At 51.0% G+C, this 22,544-nt stretch carries 22 protein-coding genes; 9 read left to right on the top strand and 13 right to left on the bottom strand.

The window, feature by feature from the left end:
* Positions 1 to 4: 4 nt before the first annotated feature.
* Together dgcA and dgcN are read right to left on the bottom strand one after the other, a co-directional pair.
* On the bottom strand, positions 5 to 970 hold the full coding sequence (dgcA, locus tag BM025_RS15375; RefSeq protein WP_085850419.1) for an N-acetyl-D-Glu racemase DgcA: 966 nt from the start codon (positions 968 to 970) through the stop codon (positions 5 to 7).
* Between the two features lie 35 nt (positions 971 to 1,005).
* The gene (gene dgcN, locus BM025_RS15370; RefSeq protein ID WP_085850418.1) at positions 1,006 to 2,025 is read right to left on the bottom strand and encodes an N-acetyltransferase DgcN; all 1,020 of its coding nucleotides are present in this window, start codon (positions 2,023 to 2,025) and stop codon (positions 1,006 to 1,008) included.
* Between the two features lie 303 nt (positions 2,026 to 2,328).
* Here dgcN and BM025_RS15365 point away from each other — a divergent pair, with 303 nt between their 5' ends.
* On the top strand, positions 2,329 to 3,291 hold the full coding sequence (locus tag BM025_RS15365; protein ID WP_085850417.1) for an L-malyl-CoA/beta-methylmalyl-CoA lyase: 963 nt from the start codon (positions 2,329 to 2,331) through the stop codon (positions 3,289 to 3,291).
* 84 nt (positions 3,292 to 3,375) lie between these two features.
* On the opposite strand, the gene BM025_RS15360 is transcribed toward BM025_RS15365, so the two are convergent.
* A complete protein-coding gene (locus tag BM025_RS15360; protein WP_085850416.1) occupies positions 3,376 to 4,212 on the bottom strand; it encodes an AraC family transcriptional regulator in 837 nt (278 codons plus the stop codon).
* A 124-nt stretch (positions 4,213 to 4,336) separates the two neighbouring features.
* On the opposite strand from BM025_RS15360, the gene BM025_RS15355 reads away from it, so the two are divergent.
* The gene (locus BM025_RS15355) at positions 4,337 to 5,299 is read left to right on the top strand and encodes an acetyl-CoA carboxylase carboxyltransferase subunit alpha (protein WP_085850415.1); all 963 of its coding nucleotides are present in this window, start codon (positions 4,337 to 4,339) and stop codon (positions 5,297 to 5,299) included.
* Between the two features lie 76 nt (positions 5,300 to 5,375).
* Here the strand turns inward: BM025_RS15355 and BM025_RS15350 are convergent, their stop codons facing one another.
* Genes BM025_RS15350 through BM025_RS15340 form a run of 3 tightly spaced genes read right to left on the bottom strand, consistent with a single transcriptional unit; the run spans position 5,376 to position 7,680 of the window.
* A complete protein-coding gene (locus BM025_RS15350) occupies positions 5,376 to 6,113 on the bottom strand; it encodes a lysophospholipid acyltransferase family protein (protein ID WP_085850414.1) in 738 nt (245 codons plus the stop codon).
* Complete coding sequence (locus BM025_RS15345) at positions 6,113 to 7,009, bottom strand: cell division protein FtsX (RefSeq protein ID WP_085850413.1); 897 nt, start codon at positions 7,007 to 7,009, stop codon at positions 6,113 to 6,115. Before BM025_RS15345 ends, BM025_RS15350 begins: the two co-directional genes overlap by 1 nt.
* Entirely contained in the window at positions 7,009 to 7,680 is a 672-nt protein-coding gene (locus tag BM025_RS15340) for a cell division ATP-binding protein FtsE (RefSeq protein ID WP_085850412.1), read from the bottom strand. Before BM025_RS15340 ends, BM025_RS15345 begins: the two co-directional genes overlap by 1 nt.
* 155 nt (positions 7,681 to 7,835) lie before the next feature.
* On the opposite strand from BM025_RS15340, the gene BM025_RS15335 reads away from it, so the two are divergent.
* Positions 7,836 to 8,702 (top strand): zinc-ribbon domain-containing protein, encoded by an 867-nt coding sequence (locus BM025_RS15335; protein WP_085850411.1) that lies wholly within the window; start codon positions 7,836 to 7,838, stop codon positions 8,700 to 8,702.
* A gap of 18 nt (positions 8,703 to 8,720) precedes the next feature.
* On the opposite strand, the gene BM025_RS15330 is transcribed toward BM025_RS15335, so the two are convergent.
* The 3 genes from BM025_RS15330 to argH all read right to left on the bottom strand — a co-directional run bounded on the left by BM025_RS15330 (position 8,721) and on the right by argH (position 14,126).
* Positions 8,721 to 11,162: a DUF4175 domain-containing protein gene (locus BM025_RS15330; RefSeq protein WP_085850410.1), complete on the bottom strand. Its 2,442-nt coding sequence runs from the start codon at positions 11,160 to 11,162 to the stop codon at positions 8,721 to 8,723.
* A gap of 13 nt (positions 11,163 to 11,175) precedes the next feature.
* Positions 11,176 to 12,441 (bottom strand): diaminopimelate decarboxylase, encoded by a 1,266-nt coding sequence (gene lysA, locus BM025_RS15325; RefSeq protein ID WP_085850409.1) that lies wholly within the window; start codon positions 12,439 to 12,441, stop codon positions 11,176 to 11,178.
* 293 nt (positions 12,442 to 12,734) lie between these two features.
* A complete protein-coding gene (gene argH / locus BM025_RS15320; RefSeq protein WP_085850408.1) occupies positions 12,735 to 14,126 on the bottom strand; it encodes an argininosuccinate lyase in 1,392 nt (463 codons plus the stop codon).
* A gap of 12 nt (positions 14,127 to 14,138) precedes the next feature.
* On the opposite strand from argH, the gene BM025_RS15315 reads away from it, so the two are divergent.
* Positions 14,139 to 14,729 carry a TlpA disulfide reductase family protein gene (locus tag BM025_RS15315; RefSeq protein ID WP_085850407.1) on the top strand — a complete coding sequence of 197 codons (591 nt, stop codon included), beginning with the start codon at positions 14,139 to 14,141 and terminating at the stop codon, positions 14,727 to 14,729.
* Here BM025_RS15315 and BM025_RS15310 read toward each other — a convergent pair.
* Entirely contained in the window at positions 14,697 to 15,971 is a 1,275-nt protein-coding gene (locus tag BM025_RS15310) for a PAS domain-containing protein (protein WP_085850406.1), read from the bottom strand. The genes BM025_RS15315 and BM025_RS15310 overlap by 33 nt on opposite strands.
* 325 nt (positions 15,972 to 16,296) lie before the next feature.
* Here BM025_RS15310 and BM025_RS15305 point away from each other — a divergent pair, with 325 nt between their 5' ends.
* From BM025_RS15305 to yddG, 4 genes are all read left to right on the top strand, one after another.
* Positions 16,297 to 17,124, top strand: a complete 828-nt coding sequence (locus tag BM025_RS15305; protein WP_085850405.1) for an EAL domain-containing protein — start codon at positions 16,297 to 16,299, stop codon at positions 17,122 to 17,124.
* Positions 17,125 to 17,273: 149 nt separating this feature from the next.
* Positions 17,274 to 18,449: an acetyl-CoA C-acetyltransferase gene (locus tag BM025_RS15300; protein ID WP_085850404.1), complete on the top strand. Its 1,176-nt coding sequence runs from the start codon at positions 17,274 to 17,276 to the stop codon at positions 18,447 to 18,449.
* 79 nt (positions 18,450 to 18,528) lie between these two features.
* Entirely contained in the window at positions 18,529 to 19,251 is a 723-nt protein-coding gene (gene phbB / locus BM025_RS15295) for an acetoacetyl-CoA reductase (RefSeq protein ID WP_085850403.1), read from the top strand.
* Positions 19,252 to 19,337: 86 nt separating this feature from the next.
* Entirely contained in the window at positions 19,338 to 20,204 is an 867-nt protein-coding gene (gene yddG / locus BM025_RS15290; protein WP_085850445.1) for an aromatic amino acid exporter YddG, read from the top strand.
* 6 nt (positions 20,205 to 20,210) lie between these two features.
* Here yddG and BM025_RS15285 read toward each other — a convergent pair whose 3' ends face one another.
* From BM025_RS15285 to BM025_RS15275, 3 genes are all read right to left on the bottom strand, one after another.
* A complete protein-coding gene (locus tag BM025_RS15285) occupies positions 20,211 to 20,375 on the bottom strand; it encodes a YdcH family protein (RefSeq protein WP_085850402.1) in 165 nt (54 codons plus the stop codon).
* A 136-nt stretch (positions 20,376 to 20,511) separates the two neighbouring features.
* Positions 20,512 to 21,270 carry a tRNA1(Val) (adenine(37)-N6)-methyltransferase gene (locus tag BM025_RS15280; RefSeq protein WP_244515853.1) on the bottom strand — a complete coding sequence of 253 codons (759 nt, stop codon included), beginning with the start codon at positions 21,268 to 21,270 and terminating at the stop codon, positions 20,512 to 20,514.
* The gene (locus tag BM025_RS15275) at positions 21,267 to 21,485 is read right to left on the bottom strand and encodes a putative signal transducing protein (RefSeq protein ID WP_085850401.1); all 219 of its coding nucleotides are present in this window, start codon (positions 21,483 to 21,485) and stop codon (positions 21,267 to 21,269) included. The genes BM025_RS15280 and BM025_RS15275 overlap by 4 nt, the downstream gene beginning before the upstream one ends.
* 53 nt (positions 21,486 to 21,538) lie before the next feature.
* Between BM025_RS15275 and BM025_RS15270 the strand changes: the two genes are divergently transcribed.
* A complete protein-coding gene (locus tag BM025_RS15270; protein ID WP_085850400.1) occupies positions 21,539 to 22,537 on the top strand; it encodes a polyprenyl synthetase family protein in 999 nt (332 codons plus the stop codon).
* Positions 22,538 to 22,544: the final 7 nt, after the last annotated feature.

The following is a 22,544-nucleotide window of genomic DNA, read 5'->3' as shown; positions in this document are numbered from 1 at the left end:
GGGATTATCCCCAAAGCGCCGTAACGGGCGGATGCACCCCTTTGGCGTCATATTGCAATGCGTTGACACGGTCTTCGGCCAGAAGCAGCGGCCCGTCAAGGTCTGTTACGCGCGCGCCCTGCGCCAACAGCACCGCAGGTGCCATAGCAAGCGAAGTGCCCACCATACAGCCCACCATAATACCAAAGCCCTCGGCTTGCGCTTGCAGACGCAAAGCGAGGGCTTCAGTCAGGCCGCCAGTCTTGTCGAGCTTGATATTGATCATATCGTATTTGCCCTTGAGACCAGCGAGGCTGGCGCGGTCATGACAGGATTCGTCGGCACAAACAGGAAGGGGACGTTCCATTTCTGCCAACATATCATCTTGTCCTGCGGGCATCGGTTGTTCCACCAGATCAACCCCCATCCGCACCAGATGTGGCGCAAGATCTGCATAGACCTCAGCGCTCCATCCTTCATTCGCATCCACGATGATACGTGATTTTGGCGCACCACGGCGTACGGCCTCAAGTCGTGCCATATCATCGGGGGTGCCAAGTTTGATTTTCAACAATGGTCGGAATGCATTTTTAGCAGCAGCCGCCTGCATAGACTCCGGCGTGCCTAAAGACAGGGTGTAAGCCGTGATGCAGGGGGTTGGCGCAGGCAGATCTAGCAATTGCCAAACGCGTTTGCCCGCTTGTTTTGCTTCCAAATCCCACAAGGCGCAATCGACGGCATTACGCGCTGCACCTGGTTCAAGTGCCTCTTGTAATGCGGTGCGTGTAATATCTGCTGGTAAAGCCTGAATTTGTGCCGCGACACTTTCCAAACTTTCCCCGTAACGCGCATATGGCACACATTCGCCCCAACCCAAGTGCGCCCCATCCGACGCTTTGACTGTGATGACCTTAGCCTCGGTGCGTGATCCGCGTGAAATCACAAAAGCTTCGGCAAGGCGAAACGCCTCGGCAGTCACAGTCAAAGTCATGGTATATCCTTGGATTAGGGTCTTATTTTTAGCGTTCAGGCGCTGACGGTTTCGTCCAATTTGACCAAAGCGTCAACCAAACGTCCTGCGCCTTGGCGGAAAGGATCGACAGCAGGCAGACCCATTTCAGCCTCAACACTTGCAAGATATGTCAAAGCTTCAGCTTCGGACAAGTGCTGCGTGTTGACCGAGATGCCAACAACGACACAGGCAGGATTGGCCACACGCGCCAATGGCAGCGCCGTATCGCGCAAGGCTTGCAACGATGGCAAAGAATACCCCGGAAGACCGCGCATGTGTTCCCGTGTTGGTTCGTGGCACAAGATCAACGCATCAGGCTGACCACCATGAACAAGCGCCATGGTCACGCCAGAATAAGACACGTGGAACAAGCTGCCTTGGCCCTCGATCAAATCCCAGTGGTCCGCATCATTGTCAGGTGAAATGTATTCCACAGCGCCAGCCATGAAATCAGCCACAACAGCATCCAAAGGCACGCCATTGCCCGTGATCAAAATACCTGTTTGACCTGTTGCACGGAATGTCGATTTCAGGCCGCGCTCGCGCATGGACGCATCCATCGCCAAAGCTGTGTACATTTTGCCAACAGAACAATCTGTTCCAACAGCCAAACAACGTTTGCCCGTGCGCTTTACGCCCGTTGCGATTGGGTACTCTACAGATGGAACGCGCACGTCATGCAACTCACGTCCGCAAGCTTTTGCAACGGCAACAAGATCATCTTCGTCGCGCAACAAATTATGCAAACCAGAAGCCAGATCAAAGCCCTCTTCCAGCGCAGCGATCAGAATTTTTTTCCACGCAGGCGAAATCACACCACCACGGTTGGCCACACCAATGACAAGCGTTTTTGCGCCCGCGGCCTTGGCTTCAACCAAGGTCATATCCGTCAGCCCCATGTCGGCTTTACAGTTTTCCATGCGCAATTGACCGATGGCAAACTCAGGACGCCAGTCTTTGATGCCTTGGGCAACTTTAGCGGCAAGCGCATCTGGCGCATCACCGAGGAACAAAAGGTAAGGTGTTTGGATCATGGCAGCTCTCCAGATTGATTTAGGTCATAATGACAGACCTGCCTGAGATATGTTTGCAATTTTCTTTATCGACATATCAAATTTGGGACAAAAAACCGATAAATAACATAAATAGCTAAATATATCCCGATACAGTTTGGATATCACGAATCAAACTTACGAATTTGAACCTATTCCATCACGACCCTGTACTGCGACAATCACTGATTTTCTGCAGGTGCAAAACTCTTCTTGATATTTATACAGCAACATAATATCAAAAAAAATAATAATACCGGAATATAATTACATAACGGAATCACCATGTCCTTTCGCTTGCAACCGCCCGCCCCTGCCCGCCCCAACCGTTGCCAACTGTTTGGGCCAGGATCAAACATCAAGCTCTTTCCCAAAATGGCAGCCTCAAACGCGGATGTGATCAACCTTGATCTTGAAGACAGCGTCGCGCCCTCAGACAAAGACACAGCCCGCAGTAATATTATTGAGGCAATCAACACCATTGATTGGGGCACCAAAGTGCTGGCCGTGCGGATCAATTCGCTTGATACGCCTTATTGGTATCGCGATGTGGTGGATTTGCTGGAACAGACAGGGGATAGGCTTGATCAAATTATGATCCCCAAAGTGGGCTGCGCCGCAGATGTCTATGCCGTTGACGCGCTTGTCACCGCGATTGAACACGCCAAAGGCCGTACAAAAAGAATCGCATTCGAAGTGATTATCGAATCCGCAGCAGGTCTTGCCCATGTCGAAGAGATTGCACAAAGCTCACCTCGTCTTGAAGCGATGAGCCTAGGGGCCGCTGATTTCGCAGCCTCGATGGGGATGCAAACCACTGGCATCGGCGGTACACAGGAAAACTATTATATGCTGCACGGGGAAACACGGCACTATTCTGACCCTTGGCATTGGGCCCAAACCGCAATCGTAGCCGCCTGCCGCACCCATGGTATTTTGCCCGTCGATGGACCATTTGGCGATTTTTCTGATGACGAAGGTTACCGTGCCCAAGCTCGCCGCTCGGCCACGCTTGGGATGGTTGGCAAATGGGCCATCCACCCAAAACAAATCGCGCTCGCCAACGAAGTGTTCACCCCGTCAAAGGACGCCGTGGCAGAAGCCCGCGCCATTCTAGCAGCAATGGATCAAGCCAAAGCCAATGGCGAAGGCGCAACAGTTTACAAAGGGCGCCTTGTCGACATCGCGTCAATCAAACAGGCAGAAGTTATCGTTGCGCAATCCGAATTGATCGCTAACGTAGAGTAACTCCATTCAGAAGGAGGAGTCTGAATGTTGAGGGCGACGCCTCGAGATGCGAATCTCGAGGCGTCTGTGTTTTCTAAGCCCTTGTTATTGCAAGGGGGCACAGATCAAAGTGATCAAATCTTCGGCTGCGGTGTCTTGTGGCGTATTCAAATACACCTCAAAGGGCGGCGAATCACGCGGCACCTCACCAGACTGCGGCAACCAATCCCCGAACAAATAGGCATAGGCTTTGGCCAACCCCATATAATGTCCTTGATAGGTCAATATGGCAAACTTCCCGCCTTGGATTTGCACCTCTTGCAAGGGAGAGACGATGTCGGCATGCCCAATGATTTCCGCCCCTGCAAAACTACGCAGCTCGGCCTCGGGCACGGCTGCGGGGTCATCTAGATAAACACCAATCATCTGACCGATTTGCGGACTAAACCCGCGCGTGGCCAAAGTGGTGTAAGCCATTTCAAAGGCTTCTCCGACGTTCATATAATTCCCAATATGTGGGATCACCGCCAAACGAATATCAGCGCGGGTTTCAAGTTTTACATCATACATTTCATAAGCTCCACGTTCATTAAACTGCAACTCAGGCTGTGGAACGCCACGTTTTCGAAACGCTTCTGGTGTCATCCCATAAGCGTTTTGAAAGGCCCGTACAAAACTTCGCGGATTGCCATAACCGCAATAGCCAGCGATCCGTTCAATCGAATCATCGCCTTGCACCAGCGCCATGGATGCTCGAAACAACCGTACACGGCGCGTAAAAGCGGCCACGGTTTCCCCTGTCATCCCCGTAAAGACGCGGTGAAAATGGAATCGTGACAAAGCTGCGACATCCGCAAGCGTATCAAGCGATAAATCCCCATCAAGATTGGCGTAAACATAATCTAAAACGCGCATCAATCGCGCCTCATAAGGGGTGTTCATCTGAGCGTTCCTTTGCTTGCTGCCCCCTTTGAGTGGCACAAAGGGAAATCACAAATCTTGCTAAGTTGCACACGCCGAAAAAAATCGCCATATACAGGCTAGGTATACCGTATCGGAGTGTAATATGACCCACTATCTGGAATTCGAAAAACCCTTGGCGGAAATCGAAGGCAAAGCAGAAGAACTGCGTGCTATGGCGCGGGCCAACGAAGATATGGACGTCGAAAAAGAAGCCGCTGCTTTGGATGCCAAAGCGGCCACCATGCTCACAGATATATACAAAAATCTCACGCCTTGGCGCAAATGTCAGGTGGCACGCCATCCTAATCGCCCCCATTGCGCGGAATACATCGAGACTTTGTTCACAGAATATACGCCACTTGCGGGCGACCGGAATTTTGCTGACGATCACGCGATCATGGGGGGCCTTGCGCGCTTCAACGATCAGCCTGTGATGGTTATTGGCCATGAAAAGGGCAACGATACCACATCGCGCATCGAGCGTAATTTCGGCATGGCCCGCCCAGAAGGCTACCGTAAAGCGATCCGTTTGATGGAACTTGCTGATAAATTTGGCATCCCAGTGATCACACTCGTCGACACCCCCGGCGCCTATCCCGGCAAGGGCGCCGAAGAGCGCGGGCAGTCCGAGGCCATCGCACGCTCAACCCAAAAATGTTTGCAGTTGTCGGTGCCACTCATTGCCGTGATTATCGGCGAAGGCGGCTCTGGCGGCGCGGTTGCATTTGCTGCGGCCAATAAAGTGGCGATGTTGGAACACTCTATTTACTCGGTGATCACGCCTGAGGGCTGTGCCTCTATTCTTTGGAAAGACGCTAGCAAAATGCGCGAAGCTGCAGAAGCTATGCGCCTCACCGCGCAAGATCTGAAAGAGCTTGCTGTGATTGACCAGATTATTCCAGAACCCCAAGGCGGTGCACAACGTGGCCGCGAGGCAGCGATCGCATCTGTAGGCAAAGCCATCGCACAAATGCTTGCGCCACTGTCATCCCAAACGCCTGAGGCGCTGATCAAAGCACGCCGTAAGAAATTTTTGGACATCGGCTCAAAGGGTTTGGCGGCATAAGTCAGTCTTAAACGTCATTTGATCATAAAAAATGGCCGCAATTTGCGGCCATTTTGATTTTCTAATTCTACAACGCTTACGCTTTAGGGATTTCAAACCCTGCATCACGCATCAAACGATCCGACGCTGTTTCCACGGTATTTTCTAGAGTGACCATAAATTCCTTCAAAGGCAGGCCAGCTTCAATAACCGGCAAAAATTCAACCACAGCCGTCCCTCGTCCACGGTAAATACCTTGGCGTTTCCAAAAAACACCCACGTTGGTTGCGGCGGGGACCACGGCCTGTTTGACTTGAGTATACAAAACCCCAGTACCAACTTTGTATTCCTTTTTTACACCGGCTGCGACACGCGTGCCTTGCGGGAAAATAATCAACTGACCTGGGTGTTTATTGCCAGCTTTGACATCGGCAACCATTTTTTTAACCGCCATACCGCCCTTGCCGCGATCCACCCCAATACAGCCACATCGCTCTGCGTAAAAACTCACAATCGGCATCTTTTCGAGTGACTTCTTCATGATGAATTTTGGCCGAGGTACGGCTGACACAATCAATATGATGTCAAAAAAGCTTTGATGCTTTGAAGCAATGATAACCTCACCGGTAGGGGGCGTCCCGCGTACTTCAGATTTTAGGCCGCAAATCATATGTGCCGAAAACCGAACCCAATGGCAAAAAATATGGATCGCAGTGAAGGCATGTTTACGGTCAAACACAGCCAACGGCGTAAATATAAGCCCGATGATCGCCATCGCCACATACATCTGAATGATAAAGAACAAGGACAAAATCCATTGAATCGGATAGGGCATTACATAAGCCTTTTTAATGTTTGTTTCGCAGCGAACCTCGTGGCGCCGTAAGCGACAGCAGCAGCAAAGGGCGGGATCACACATGGCCAAAGCCATTCAATTCCTTGAAACCCAAGTCCCGTCAAAAAGCCACCTGTGGTTTGTGCACGGGGCAATAAAGCAACTGCAACTGTCCCTAAAACCGCACCAAACGTCGCGCCGCTGAAGCCACGCAAAGTGAACTGACGTACAAAGGCGGACGCAATATAATCATCTTTTGCGCCGACCAAACGCAGCACGCGAATAACCTGCCCATTGGCAGACAATGCAGCATTGGCCGCCAGCGTAATCATCGCGGCTGTCACGCCCCCAATCAAGATCAAACACAGCAGTCCCAAAAGCCGTAAACGGCTTGCCGCTGCAATCAACGGACGCCGCCAGCGCGTATGATCATCAAGCACAGCTCCAGGGGCCTCTCCAGCCAGCCTAAGCCTAAGGCCTTCGGCATCATAACCTTCGTCGGTTTCTAAAACCTCAATCAGCACAGGCAAAGGCAGGCTTTCGATGGGCAGCGACGGCCCAAACCACGGTTCCAAAAGCGCGCGCTGCTCGTCCACGCTCAAAGCACGCGCATCGCGCACACCGGGCGTTGTCGTCAAAACCGCTAAAGCAGCTTTTGTTTGTGCAGCAACTTGCGAAAGAGGGGCAGAAATGCGCACCGTCGAAGAACGCGCCAATTCATCGCCCCAGCGATCTGCAAGTCGCCCCGTCGCAAGTGACAGTGTAAGTGCGAAAACCGCCAAAAATGCCATCGCGGCAGAGGTCAAAACTGTAAGCTGCGCCGTGTATCCAGAGGGCGGCACGATGCGATCTTGAACCGCTTTATCGATTTTCAAAAAGGGCAACAGAAAAGCCATTACAAATCCGCCCCCGCCTGCAAAATCCGCCGATTGGCAATGCGCAATACTCTAGCTTGAACATGTGATTTGGCCTGCCTGATCAAGTGCATATCATGAGTCGCGATGATCACGGTTTTACCCATGTGGTTCAACTCGACCAAAAGCTGCAACAACCGCAAAGACATATCCCAATCGACATTTCCCGTTGGCTCATCAGCAATGATCACATCGGGCGACATAATCACCGCACGCGCCAAAGCGGCACGTTGACGCTCTCCGCCAGAAAGCTCCGCAGGCAATGCATCTGCGCGTTCGGCTAAACCGACCCAAGACATCAGCTCATTTAGATTGGTATCATCGCGAGATTTACCTGCAACAGCGAGCGGCAGCGCAATATTTTCTGCAACACTCAAGTGATCCAAGAACCGGCAATCTTGATGGACAACACCAATCTTGCGTCGCAAATCAGCGACCTGATCACGTGCAATGTCACGTGTATCTTGCCCCAAAAGATGCACACGCCCTGCCGTCGCCTGCAGTTCGCAATAGCACAATTTCAGAAATGTAGTCTTGCCCGCGCCAGATGGCCCAGTCAAAAAGTGAAATGATCCTGGAGCAAGCGACAAAGTCATCTCTGTCAAAAGATCCTGACCACCATATCCGTAGGCAACATTGTTAAACTCAATCACACGCGGTTCCTCACCTTCGGTCGCGACAGTTTTGCCTCACAGATGAATGCGATTCAATCCAACTGTCGCAAAAACATGGACAATCCTGTCTCCAACGGTAACAATTCGAGGAAACAAAGCAGTTAAACCACACAAAACGCGTGGCAGGGGAAGATATGCGGCTCATTTGTCCCAATTGCGGTGCTCAATACGAAGTTGATGCAAAAGTAATACCTGAATCTGGACGTGATGTTCAGTGTTCAAATTGTGGTCATACATGGTTTCAGCAGTCAGCAGAGGTTGATTCTGATCTCGCAGACGAATTGGGATTTGAACTGCCCGTAGATGATGCAGCGCCAGAACCATCAATTGACACAACACAAGTTGACCAGCCACTCCCGCAAATCTTTGACGTACACGACACAGATAAAGATGGTCACAACAACGCTACCACAAAAGCAAACGCGCCGGTTCAACGCTCTGCTGTGTCCGACAGTGTTCGAGACATCTTGCGTGCAGAAGTCGAATACAACCAAAACAACCGCCCAGCAGAACCTGATGCCTTGGAAACGCAACCTGACCTTGGCCTCCAAGGCGCGTCGACCAAAGACCAAAAAGGCCTGCGCGACCGTATGGCGCGCTTGCGCGGTCTCAGCCCGTCAGCTGACTCAGTCGAACAGACCCCTGTTCAATCTGCCAAGCGCCGTGATTTGTTGCCCAATATTGACGAAATCAATTCGACACTCAGTGCCGCATCAGAGCGCAATGACGATGGCACGGTTCAAGACGATGACACACGCAAAGAACGGTCGCGCAAAACGGGATTTAGAACAACGTTTTTGGCCTTAATCCTGCTCGTCATTTTATTGATTTTAGCATACATTTTCGCTCCGATGTTGGCGCAAAAGGTCCCCGCACTCGCTGGAGTTCTAGATGGCTTCGTCGCTGGTGCTAATGATTTTAGAACATGGCTAGACACTTTGATGACCTCCACAAGCGCGCGCATGAATGCCCTGCTTGGGCAGTTGAATGGCGGTTCCTAACTGACAAAAGGATGTGCTTTAAAAGCGATCCAAAAGACGGTTTAGGTAATCACGTTCTTTATCCGCGCGCTCTCTTTGCGCTGAGCGACGGCGTATTTCATCCAACAGATCCTGCGCCTGTTCATATGCCTCATCTTCAGCAGGTATATCGCCGTTGCCAACGCTGGGCCCGTCAGCAGTACGGCCTAGTGGATCGCTGCCATTAGGACCTGATTGCTGTGCTTGCGATTCTCCACGATCTGCGTCGCCCGCATCATCTGATTGTGCGAGCTGTCGCATCCCTTCACGCAATGCCTCCATCGCACGAGCTTGTTTTTCCAATGCACTTGCAAAATCACCTTCTCGCAACGCGTCTTCGGCCTCAGCCATAGATTGCTCAGCCTCATCCAGATTTTCATCAGCTTGTCCGCTTGATCCATCTGCTGGTAAGTTTTGTTTTTGACTTCGCAATGCATCGCGCAAGGCCCCTTGGCTGTCGGCCAAGGCATCTGGCCCCTCGCCCTGCTCAGGCAGCTCACGACCCTGACCACCAAACTGCTCTTGCAAATCAGTAAAGGTTTCATCGTTCAATTGCTGCTGTTCGCGCGAGAGATCTTGTAGCCCTTCAATGGCTTGCCCACTCTGGCCTTGGCTTGGTGACACCTGTATGTTTTGCAAAAGTTCATTCAAAAAATCCATAAGTTGCTGTGCTTCAGCCATTCGGCCTTGCTCCATCAACTTTTGAATACGGTCCATCAACTCTTGCAGTTGGTTCGCAGACATCTCAAGCGTCTCACCGCTTTGCGCATCGGCTTGGTCACTCTGATCCTGCTGTTCGGCAAGTTTTTTGATATAGGCTTGTGTGGCGTCTCTCAGATCCTGCATCAATTTTGCGATTTCCTCAGGGGTCGCGCCATCCCGCATGGCTTGCAACAAACGCTCTTGCGCACGCTGAAGCCGTTCGAGCGCTTCAGACAAATCTCCATCTTCCAGTTCTACCGCGATGTCCCAGATCGATTCTGCAATTTCATTCCAAGCGTCACGCGACATCTGCGCTCCGCGCGCTTCAAGCCCGCCCGCAATTGATCTTAAACGTAAAAATAGTTTGTGATTGCCGCCATGTGCACCATCTTGAGCATAGCTTACGGCACGAATGATCTGCGCAGATCGAATGGCGTTTTTCCGGCTCCAAAGCAATTCTCTGCGCACATCAATCAAAGCGGCAGCCAGCGGATCAAAAAACTTTCGTCCCGGTAGAATCGCAGCACTTTGCGCGGCCACGCTTTCATTCCCAGCCGCATCCCAAGCGCGTAAACTCACGCGAACAGGCAAACCGGAATAAGGATGGCGTGACAGATTTTCAGCCACTACGCCAACAATATCGGTGCGTTCACGGCTACGCGGCAAAGGGATGGATAGGGTCACAGCATCGCGCGGCTCTGGCAGCACAGAAAATCCGTAGCGAGGCACAATAGCTGGCCTATCCAGTTCGAGTTTTAGCTGAGCACGGACGACACCAAAATCATCGAACACCCGAAAAGACTGGCGTAACTCACCTGACGCAGCGCGGGTCATATCGCCTATCAATTCGGCCACAGGCGCGGTGTCAGGCAGTAACGCAACATCCCAAACCCGCCCCATTGGGCCATCTATTTCAATTTCGCCGTTTTTCTCAAGGCGAAAATCTTGGGTCAAAGCCCCGCTATCAAGCGCCACCTCAGACACAGTTTGCCGCATCTGCACCGCATCGCCTGTGTCATAAAATCGAATGGTCACTTTAGAATTTTTGGGGGCCGTAAATGACGTCGACAGGTCCGCCAAGTACAGCGTAGGCTTGCCGGTATGTTGGGGCGGATCAATCCAACCCTCCCAAGCGAGACCGCTTTCAAGACCTAATGACGTAGGAATTGCGCCTGTGCTTGCCCCTCCTGAACCGAACAAAAGTCCCATGATCAAAGCCGTCAATGCCAGCAATCGTATCGCAAAAGGGTCTTGTTCAGACAGGCGAATTTTTGGTGCTATAACGTGCGCCTTTGAGGCTTGTTGCGCCATCCGCATTTGATGCGCGACCCAAAGTGGGTGGATTTGCGCCGCAACTTGCCCTGTTGCATTTAAATCTTGGAGCGCTTGAAGGGGGCTATTGGGAAGCGCGCCATCAACGCGACCACGCGCCTCGCCCAATGTAGGCATATGAAATCTTGCGACACCAAGACCAAAGGTTGCGACAAACCCAACAGCAAGACAGCCCGCCACAATATTCCACATCAAACCAGAAAGGTTCGAAAAGACTCCCAAAAGCACAGCACTAATGGCCAAGCAAACGACAACGCCAAACCATAAAAACGCTTGCACGCATCGCTCAAACACAAGCCCCGCAAAGGTTATCCGCACCGTGCGTTGAATGTGGCGCGCTAAAGGGCGCGAGATTGGCGTGTCTGTGTCCATATCCTTGTGCCCCGTCGTTGCAAAATAGCGGGCCATAATGGACCGCGCATCAAAGCCATTCAGGAATCGTATCGCGGTTTATCATTTCCTCATAGGTCGGACGTGCCCGAATGACAGCGAATTGATCACCGTTCACCAACACTTCTGGAATAAGTGGGCGTGAATTGTATTCCGATGCCATCACGGCACCGTAAGCACCTGCAGATCGAAACGCGACTAAATCATCTGGACCAAGTGCAGTCATTTCACGCGCCTTGGCAAAGGTATCCCCTGTTTCACAAACAGGACCAACAATGTCATAGGCAGATTTTTCAGCACCAGCGACAGCTTCGACAACAGGAACGATATCATGATGTGCGTCATACATTGATGGACGAATAAGATCATTCATCGCGGCATCAATGATCAAAAAGTCACGCCCTTCGCCGTGTTTCAAATAGATCACCGACGACACCATCACGCCCGCGTTGCCTGAAATCAAACGCCCTGGTTCAATTTCAATTTCACAGCCCAAATGGCCAACGGTTTGACGGATTACATCCCCATATTCCATCGGCAAGGGTGGAGCTTCATTCGACCGTTCATAAGGAATACCAAGCCCTCCGCCCAAATCGAGGCGTCGGATATTGATGCCATCGGCCCGCAGCGCTTCTGTCAATTCGGCAACTTTAGTGAACGCCTGTTCAAATGGGTCCAGTTGGATCAATTGCGACCCGATGTGCACATCAATCCCTACGACATCAATCCCGTCCATTTTGGCCGCACGCGCGTAAACATCACGCGCCCCTGCAATCGGAATGCCAAATTTGTTTTCGCTTTTGCCTGTCGCGATTTTGGCATGCGTTTTAGCATCAACATCGGGGTTCACGCGAATTGCAATCGGGGCTTTGACGCCCATCGCGATAGCAACCTCGTTTAGCGCTTCAAGCTCTGGTTCAGATTCGACGTTAAACTGACGAATGCCACCTTTGAGTGCGGTGCGCATTTCTTCGCGCGTTTTGCCAACACCAGAAAATACAATGCGTTCTCCCGGCACACCGGCGGCCCGCGCTTTAAGATATTCGCCCATCGACACCACATCGATACCAGCCCCCAAATCACCAATTAGTTTGAGCACGGCAAGATTAGAGTTCGATTTCATAGCAAAGCACACAAGATGATCCATCCCGTGGAGCGCCTCGTCAAAAAGTGTAAAATGACGCGTCAAAGTTGCCGTTGAATAGCAATAAAACGGTGTTCCAACTGAGGCTGCTATATCAGTCAACGCAACATCTTCGGCGTGTAAAACGCCGTCGCGATAAAGAAAATGATCCATGGGCCGCGCCTTTCAAACTGAAGTCGCGCTGGAGATACTGGAATTTACTCAGCATGGAAAGAGTGGGCCGCCCAAGGCAATACAAAAAGGGCGCGACTAAACAGCAACCTTTAAAAGTCTAGATCAAACTCAATTTGAACCAAAGTGAATTCCAACAGTCGCGGAAGTACTAACGCCACTATTAGAATTCATCGACACAGATGTATTGCCACTCACCGTAGGCGGTGTAGGCGGGCCATCTGCGCCGCAAGACGCCAAAACAATTAAAGCTGCCAATGCAATAAAGCTGCGTATCATTTAAGAACCTCTCTCCAACGGGCGATTTGCGCACGCACTTGCGTGGGCGCCGTACCTCCATAGCTTGTCCGAGAAGCGACTGAGTTTTCAACCGTCAAGACCGTATACACCCCGTCCGTGATCGATTCATGAGCGGATTTCATCTCATCAAGGCTCAGATCTGGTAGGTCACAACCTTTGGATTCGGCCAAAGCCACAAGAGCACCCGTCACATGATGCGCATCACGGAACGGCAAGCCTGCCTCACGTACCAGCCAATCGGCTAAATCTGTTGCCGTGGAAAATCCAGATGCAGCGGCGGCGCGTAGACTGTCCACATTTGCGGTCATGTCAGACACCATGCCAGTCATCGCAGCCACTGCGAGCATCAAATTATCAGCGGCATCGAAGACTTGTTCTTTATCTTCTTGCATGTCTTTGGAATAGGCGAGCGGCAGCCCTTTCATCACAGTGAACAAAGCAACCATTGCCCCCATGATGCGTCCCACCTTGGCGCGAATCAACTCAGCGGCATCTGGATTTTTCTTTTGCGGCATGATGGATGAGCCTGTTGAAAACCGATCAGACAGCGTCACGAAGCGGAACTGCGCTGAAGACCAGATCACCAGTTCTTCGGCAAAGCGCGACAGGTGCATCGCGGTGATCGAGGCACAGGACAGAAATTCCAACGCAAAGTCACGATCCGCCACAGCATCAAGCGAATTGGCGGTTGGACGATCAAACCCCAGCGCCTCTGCCGTCATATGGCGATCAATTGGAAACCCTGTGCCAGCCAAAGCGGCTGAGCCAAGGGGGTTTTCATTCATCCGTGCACGCGCATCTTTAAAGCGAGACATATCCCGCCCAAGCATTTCCACATAAGCCATCATGTGATGCCCCCATGTGACAGGCTGTGCTGTTTGTAGGTGCGTGAACCCGGGCATAACCCAATCTGCGCCAGCTTCGGCTTGATCTAAGAGGGCATTGATCAATGCTTCAAGCCCCATGACAACCGCATCCATTTGGTCGCGGGTCCAAAGTTTGAAATCTGTCGCCACTTGATCATTGCGCGACCGTGCCGTGTGCAAACGACCCGCGGGTTCGCCGACGATTTCTTTCAAACGTGCTTCAACATTCATATGGATGTCTTCAAGAGCCGTCGAAAACTCAAAGTTTCCGCTCTCGATCTCTGACAAAACCGTGAGAAGCCCTTCCCGAATGGTCTGCGCATCGGTATCACTGATAATACCTTGAGCTGCAAGCATTGCAGCGTGAGCACGCGAACCTGTAATGTCTTGGAAGGCCAGTCGTTTGTCGTACCCAATCGAAGCATTGATTGCTTCCATGATTGCGTCTGGACCTGCGGCGAACCGCCCGCCCCACATTGCGTTGGATTTTTTGTCGGTCATGGACGCACCCAAATGTTAAATAAGCTAATTGTTGCCCTCCTCTACACGGCCCTGAGCTTTACTGCAATTGCTGCACATGGCTTAGATTTGTCGGAACTTGAGACTCTGCGCGAAGGCTCTCTGCGAAAACTGGTGTTTCATACTGAGCCAAAGCCCGTTTCGCAAATCCCGTTCACCACACCTGATGGTACTGAATTTCAATTGTCAGACTTTAAAGGTCAGTATGTGTTGTTGAATTTTTGGGCGACATGGTGCGTGCCCTGCAGGAAAGAAATGCCCGACTTGAACGGCCTTTCCAAAACATTTTCTGGAAAAGGCCTTCAGGTCGTAACAGTTGCGTCAGGGCACAACCCCCTGCCGGCAATTAAAAAGTTCTACCAAGAAAACACTTTGGATGCGTTGCCAATGTTTTTGGACCTTAAAGGCGTATTTTCTCGTGATATGGACGTTTTATTCCTGCCCATCACAGTTTTGCTTTCCCCCGAAGGCATCGAGATTGCACGCCTCAAAGGCGATGCTGAATGGAACTCCCCCGAAGCAAACATATTCTTCAATGCATTGGTCGAGGGCCTACCTGACGCGGCGCTTATCAAGGGAGATTGATGAATTCGCCAAAGCGACTTCAAGTTGCACCGAAATCTTATCAGCATGCATCAATATCCGCTTAAGTGACTGATCAATTTCTTTGTGAAACTTGTCCAATTGATCGATGACAGGCGTCAACGCCGCGGAATTGGCCTTAAGGCGCCCTGCTTCTACGCGGCACAAAACGCGAATAGAGTCTAATCCAGCAACAAGCTGCCTGAGATCTTTCGATGATCGCGCAAGGCCAACGACTTGATTGCTGACATCAGTCAAGGCTTTACCAGAATCGCGTGAGTACTGCAAAAGTAATGCCTCACGCAAATCGCCACCACTTTCCGTGTCATTTGCATCACCAGTTTTCAAGCCAGGTAGGGTATTCAATCCCTTCAGTTCTTTTAAAAGCTGCGATGTCGACACCAAAAAAAGTACAGAATCTACGCTTTGAGAAACGGTCGCGGAAATTGTTTCAGAACCACGACTCACCTTAAGCCCGTTTAGGTGGCGCTGAACTTCATCAGTCATGAGCCTATAGTTTTGAGAAATTGCCGAAATTGGACCACCTGCAGGCTCCAAGCGAGATGCGACGATACGCATATTAGATGGAATTCCGCGAATGGCTTCGAAGAAATTAAAGAGCCGTTCTTGCTCATCACCCAACTCAACAAGCTGTGCTGACATCGCCTCAAGTGCCACGGGGAGCTTGTGGCGGGCGCGTTTAAGGACCTCATCTCGGGCTTTCATTTCAAGTGTAAGCGCCTGCGTGCCGAAGGAAAAGTAGTCCTCAAACCCCATCTTTGTAAGGCCTGTCAAAATAAGGGCTGCACTTTCTTCAGCGGATAGCCCCTCTTCCTCTTGCACCAAAATCTCTTTGTAAAAATCACGAACTTGGTCAAATAGCATTGACGATGGTTTTAATCTGACTGAGAGGTATCCACCATTTATGGGCGCAATAACCGCGAAAACCCAATATGGCACGCCGTCTTTACGGCGGTTCAAAATATAGGCACCTGTTGGCAATCCATTTTGAATACGCTCCCACATAATATGGAAGATGCCTTTTGGCATTTCGGGATGGCGTACGATTTTATGCGGAGCACCTGAAAGCTCTTCCCAATTAAACCCCGAAACCTGTTGGAAAACATCATTTCCCGAACTGATAACTCCGCGGTCATCTGTGCAAGAAAAGAGCAATTCATCATAATCGAATTGAACCTCATTGAGGTTGACTTGAAACGCCGAGCTTTTACGTTGAAATGTCATATCTTGTCCAAAATTACACTGCAGCTACATACAACCCATTCTACCTTTCGATATGATTAATGTTGTGCAGTTCAATCTTACGTTTCCACACACTGGCATTAAAAAACGAAGCCTCATGCACTTATAAAATTGAGAAAAATCTATCTAAATGTTCTAATAATCTAGGGAATTCCCACACCGCGTACAAAAACATGGCCCATATCAAAGCCTTGCAAATTGAGTGAAAATTCATTGTAAAAATTGGTAAAACTAGCGAATTCACTTGTCGTTATCCACTCTCGCTGATGCTGTTCAACGACGATCACGGGATGGCGAAGGAGCTGGAATGACCGATTCAATATCAACACAAGGTGGCTTTGACAGCCCTCTTTCAGCTGCGGTGACGGAACGCGACCGCAGCACCATTCAAATTGTGCGCGACGCCATTAAAAACAAACAAGTCAAGTTGGCCTATCAACCTATCTTTCAAACCTTGCGGCCGGACCGCCCCGCTTTTCACGAAGCTCTGATGCGCGTGCTTGATAGCAGTGGTCGTGTCATTCCAGCGCGTGAATTTATTGAAGTTGTAGAAATGTCAGGAATCGGGCGCGAACTAGATTGCCTCGCCATTGAAGCGGGCCTCGATACTCTGTTCCAACACCCCTCACTCCGCCTATCGATCAACATGTCTGCACGCTCAATTGGGTATCCTCTTTGGAAAGAAACGCTCATGCGAGGGCTCGCCAAAGATCAAACTATCGCGGAACGTTTGATACTTGAAATCACGGAAAGCTCGGCCATGCTTATGCCAGATCTAGTCAGCTTCTTCATGACAGATCTACAAAAAATGGGCATCTCATTCGCACTAGATGACTTTGGTGCAGGCTATACTGCCTTTCGGTACTTTAAGGATTTCTATTTCGATATGGTCAAAATCGATGGCTCTTTTATTCGAGGCATCGCGCGAACTCCTGACAACCAAGTGCTGACACAGGCACTGGTTTCAATCGCCAAACATTTTGACATGTATACAGTCGCCGAATTTGTCGAAACGAAAGAAGACGCCGACTACCTTGCATCTATTGGGATAGATTGCATGCAAGGCCACTATTTCGGCGCAGCCACAATCAACCCGTTTTGGAAAGAAAAGGTTGCGCAAAAAATTGCAATCTAAAGACGATTATTTTGAGAAGTGAGACATCCTGCCCATTGATTATGCCGCACGTGCGGCATAGGCTTCCCTAGGGGAGCAAGCAACTTTGTTGCGAAATGTGTGCCTAACGGGCAATCTCCCCATAATTTTTTAGGAGAGATAGCACTATCATGACCAATGTTGTAATCGCCTCTGCCGCCCGCACTGCCGTTGGCAGCTTTGCCGGATCGTTCGCCAATACCCCCGCTCATGAACTTGGAGCCGCTGTTCTTGAAGCTTTAGTGTCTCGTGCGGGCATAGAAAAAAGCGAAGTGTCAGAAACAATTCTTGGGCAAGTATTGACTGCAGGCCAAGGCCAAAACCCAGCGCGCCAAGCCCACATTACGGCTGGCCTTCCACAAGAATCATCTGCATGGAGCATCAACCAAGTCTGTGGTTCTGGTTTGCGCACAGTGGCACTGGCCACGCAGCACATTATTCTAGGTGATGCTGACATCGTGTGCGCGGGTGGGCAAGAAAATATGTCACTGTCTCCGCATGTCGCCAACCTGCGTGCAGGTCACAAAATGGGTGACATGAGCTTCGTCGACTCGATGATAAAAGACGGCCTGTGGGATGCGTTTAACGACTATCACATGGGCATAACGGCCGAAAACGTTGCCAACAAATGGGGCATTACCCGTGAGATGCAAGATGCCTTTGCGCTCGCGTCACAAAACAAAGCCGAGGCAGCACAACTTGCTGGCAAGTTTGCCGATGAAATCATTCCATTCACGGTGAAAACACGCCGCAGCGAAACAGTCGTCGATGCCGATGAATACATCCGCCACGGGGCGACATTAGAGAGCATGCAAAAACTACGCCCAGCCTTTGATCGCGAAGGATCTGTGACGGCGGGCAATGCATCAGGCCTCAACGACGGCGCTGCAGGGGTCCTTTTAATGTCCGCTGAAAACGCTTTGAAACGTGGCATCAAACCACTTGCCCGCATCGCATCTTATGCAACGGTAGGCTTAGACCCGTCGATTATGGGCGCGGGACCAATCTACGCATCGAAAAAGGCGTTGGAAAAAGCCGGTTGGAAAGCGGAAGATCTTGATCTTGTCGAAGCAAACGAAGCCTTTGCAGCTCAAGCTTGTGCCGTGAACAAAGACATGGGCTGGAACCCAGATGTGGTGAATGTCAACGGTGGGGCAATTGCAATTGGCCACCCGATTGGCGCATCAGGCGCGCGTATCCTGAACACATTGCTGTTTGAAATGCAGCGACGCGACGCAAAAAAGGGTCTCGCGACACTGTGTATTGGCGGCGGCATGGGCGTTGCGATTTGCATAGAGCGCGACTAACGCGCAACTCTCTGCGCTGTCACATTGCGCAGAGAGTATTCATATAATTCGATAATTTTTTGCACTAGAGGAGGGTATGATGGGAAGAGTTGCACTTGTAACAGGGGGCACCCGTGGAATTGGGGCTGCCATTTCAAAAAAGTTGAAAGCTGATGGCTACACCGTCGCGGCAAGCTACGCAGGTAACGATGCGGCTGCTGCAAAATTCACGGATGAGACAGGCATCAAAACATTCAAATGGAATGTTGCAGACTATGAAGCCTCGAAAGCGGGCATCGAGACTGTTGAAGCCGACCTCGGGCCGATCGAGGTTGTCGTCGCCAATGCAGGTATTACACGCGATGCTCCCTTTCATAAAATGACGCCACAACAATGGCACGAGGTGATCGACACCAACCTCACCGGTGTTTTCAACACAGTACACCCCATCTGGCCTGGGATGCGCACGCGTAAATTTGGACGTGTCATTGTGATTTCATCAATCAACGGCCAAAAAGGCCAGTTCGCGCAAGTCAACTATGCCGCGACCAAAGCAGGTGATCTTGGTATCGTAAAATCACTCGCACAAGAGGGCGCGCGCGCGGGCATTACGGCCAATGCAATTTGCCCCGGCTACATCGCAACAGAAATGGTCATGGCTATTCCTGAAGAAGTTCGCGAAAAAATCATCGCAGGCATTCCAGCTGGTCGGCTTGGCGAACCCGAAGAAATTGCACGCTGCGTTGCATTCTTGGCCAGCGACGACGCAGGATTCATGAATGGCTCAACCATCACTGCAAATGGCGCACAGTTTTTCGTCTAGCTGCGATTTGTATTTTTATCATTGAGGGTCGCCTTTAGGCGGCCCTTTTCATTGAACAGTCCATGCTGATTGCATTAAACCACGGCATGACACAAAAATCTGCAACGCTGATCGGCTTTATAGCCGTTGTACTTTGGGCTCTTCTGGCTCTTTTCACCGTGGGCACCTATCCGGTACCGCCGTTTCAATTGAATGCCATGTGCTTTTCAATTGGCGGGCTGATTGGCCTTGGCTGGATTGGGTGGACCAAAAGCTGGGCTGACCTTAAAGCTGTGCCGCTGTCTGTATACGGTTTTGGCACATTGGGGCTTTTTGGATATCACTTTTTGTATTTTTCGGCATTGCGCGCAGCGCCGCCAGCAGAAGCTGGGCTGATCGCTTATTTGTGGCCGCTTTTGATCGTGCTTTTCTCAGGACTTCTGCCGGGGGAACGATTGCGCAAATTGCACATCTTTGGTGCTATGGTTTCCTTTGCTGGCGCAAGTCTTATCGTTGCCGCAGGTGCGCAGTTCGAACGCGCAAGCTTATTCGGGTACGGGCTCGCGCTGGCCTGTGCATTTACTTGGTCTGGCTACTCTGTGATGTCGCGTAGATTGGGTGACATTCCAACAGCCTCAGTTGCCATATTTTGCCTAGCAACCGCAGTTTTTTCAGCCACGGCACATGCATTTTTGGAAACGACAGCTTGGCCGACAGCCCCAATTGGGTGGCTGTCCATTTTAGCTCTTGGATTGGGGCCAGTTGGTGCTGCCTTTTATGTTTGGGATATTGGGGTCAAACGCGGCAATATTCAGCTTTTGGGCACAGCATCCTATGCGGCCCCGCTGTTGTCGACGTTAGCTTTGATTGCGGCAGGCGTTGTTGAACCACGCCTGTCACTTATTGCGGCGGCACTTTTAATAGCCGCGGGCGCCGGCTTGGCAGCATATGCGAGCCGCCAAACCGATAAATAAAGAAAGTTACGCGCTGAGGCGTGTGATTTCTTCTTTGAGACGGAGTTTTTGTTTTTTCAGAGCCACGATACGAAGGGCATCGGTACTCGGTGAACGTTGAGCGTCTTCGACAGCTGCGGCAAGGGTTTGGTGTTTCTTCTTCAACTCGTGGATGTGGGAACTTAATGTCATAGCATATCCTCTCTGTGTTGAGTGACTCATGTTACAAGCCACAAAACGAGTGCAGCATATTTTTTGAGTCTTGTCACGTATCTGTTGTGAAACTTTCGTATAGGGCGACCCTGACACGCAAAGTCTTGCCAATTTGTTAATTGCCCCAGTCCAAAGCGGCGGAATTTCGCAAAATAGCCAAAGCTTTGTCACTGTAACTATCGCCGTCTCGCTCATGACGTGGACCATCATGCATACGCAAGGGTGCTTCGAGCACGAAATCCGCGCGTCCAAGTTTACGGGCTTGTACGACAACCAAACGTGCTGCGCGCCCAGAGCGTGCTTGAATGGGTCGCACACGAACAGATCCTAAACGCCCCTCAAGCGCACTTAGAATATCAAGTAAACGATCTGCCTTTTGGATCATGGTAAAAACGCCACGCGGAGCCAACCGACGTGAAGCTATATCGATCCACGTTTCAAGCGGCGTTTCACCACTCACGGCAACATCGCGCCCCGCATCCACCGAGGCAGTAGACTTTTCTTTGAGATAATAAGGCGGATTGGCAATAACATGATTAAATCTGCGGTCACGCACAGTCAGCGGCATATTACGAATGTCAGATTGAACTACATCCATATTGGCCGCATTTTCAGCAGCATTACGGCGGGCAAGGTCTGCGTAATAGGGCTGTAATTCGACACCAACGAATTCAAGCCCCGCAACGCGGGCGTTCAGACATAAAGACGCAGCACCTGCCCCGCACCCTAATTCTAAAACGGTTTCGCCTTGTTCCGCAGGGGTCGCTGCAGCCAACAAAACAGGATCAACCCCTGCTCGGTATCCCCGTTCAGGTTGGTGCAACTGAACACGACCCATCAAAAATGCGTCACATGTTTCGGGTCTGGCGGTCACTCAGGTTCCAGCTCAAAGTCATTTTCAGTCAAAATACGGCGCGCTTGGGTCAGATCGCCATCAAGAACCATAAGGCGTCGTGGCAATATGCCAACCGAACCTTCCAGCACGCTCATATGGACGTCCATTTCAAAGCAGTTTATATCCTCTGACGAGAGTAACGCTTTGGCATAGATGATCTTTGTGGGGTCGTTTGTGCGTAAGAGTTGTTTCATGATTCCGATTTAACGGCAGACCCACGTGTTTGTCGAGTGAAGGACGCCGCCAGATGGGCCTTGATAACGTAACTGTTAAACCGCACGAGAAATTGGCAACCGCTTTGGCGCCGGAACTGACCGCTGTAAACACGTTGATCCGTGAACGTATGGCGTCAAAACACGCACCGCGCATCCCTGAGGTGACCGCGCATTTGGTGGAAGCTGGGGGCAAACGTTTGCGCCCAATGCTGACTTTGGCGGCTGCGAAAGCCTGCGGATACGACGGCCCTTATCACATTCACTTGGCTGCGACTGTTGAGTTCATCCATACAGCAACGCTGTTGCATGACGATGTTGTTGACGAAAGCGCCAAGCGCCGTGGTCGCCCGACTGCGAATCTGTTGTGGGACAATAAATCTTCGGTGCTTGTGGGCGACTATCTGTTCGCGCGCTCATTTCAGTTGATGACCGAATGCAATTCCATGCAGGTGATGCATATTTTGTCTGGGGCCTCGGCCACGATTGCTGAGGGCGAAGTGTTGCAACTGACCGCCGCACAAGATTTGGCCACAGACGAAGCCATCTATCTGCAAGTGGTGCGTGGCAAAACTGCAGCGCTGTTTTCAGCGGCGACAAAAGTTGGCGGCGTGATTGCTGGAGCAGACCCGAAAATTGTACAAGCGCTGCATGACTACGGCGATGCGCTTGGGGTGTCCTTTCAAATCGTAGATGATTTGCTAGATTACGAGGGCACAGGCGAGACTGGCAAAAATGTTGGCGATGACTTCCGCGAACGAAAACTGACCCTGCCCGTCATCAAAGCTGTGGCCAAAGCAGACGACGCGGAACGCGCCTTTTGGGTGAAAACCATTGAAAAAGGCAAGCAAGACGACGGTGATCTAGAGCACGCGATTGCGCTGTTGAAAAAACACGATGCTCTAACTGAAACGCGTGTAGAAGCACTGGATTGGGCCGAAAAAGCCAAAGCCGCGCTCACATCTTTGCCAGACACAGATATCCGTCAAATGCTTAGCGAAATTGCGGACTATGTTGTTGCCCGCTTGCGCTGATTGCGAT

Origin of the sequence: Pacificibacter marinus (assembly GCF_900109555.1) — a bacterium.
GTDB lineage: Bacteria > Pseudomonadota > Alphaproteobacteria > Rhodobacterales > Rhodobacteraceae > Celeribacter > Celeribacter marinus_C.
Note: the sequence above shows the minus strand (reverse complement) of the source record. Positions and strands in the feature narration are given on the sequence as shown.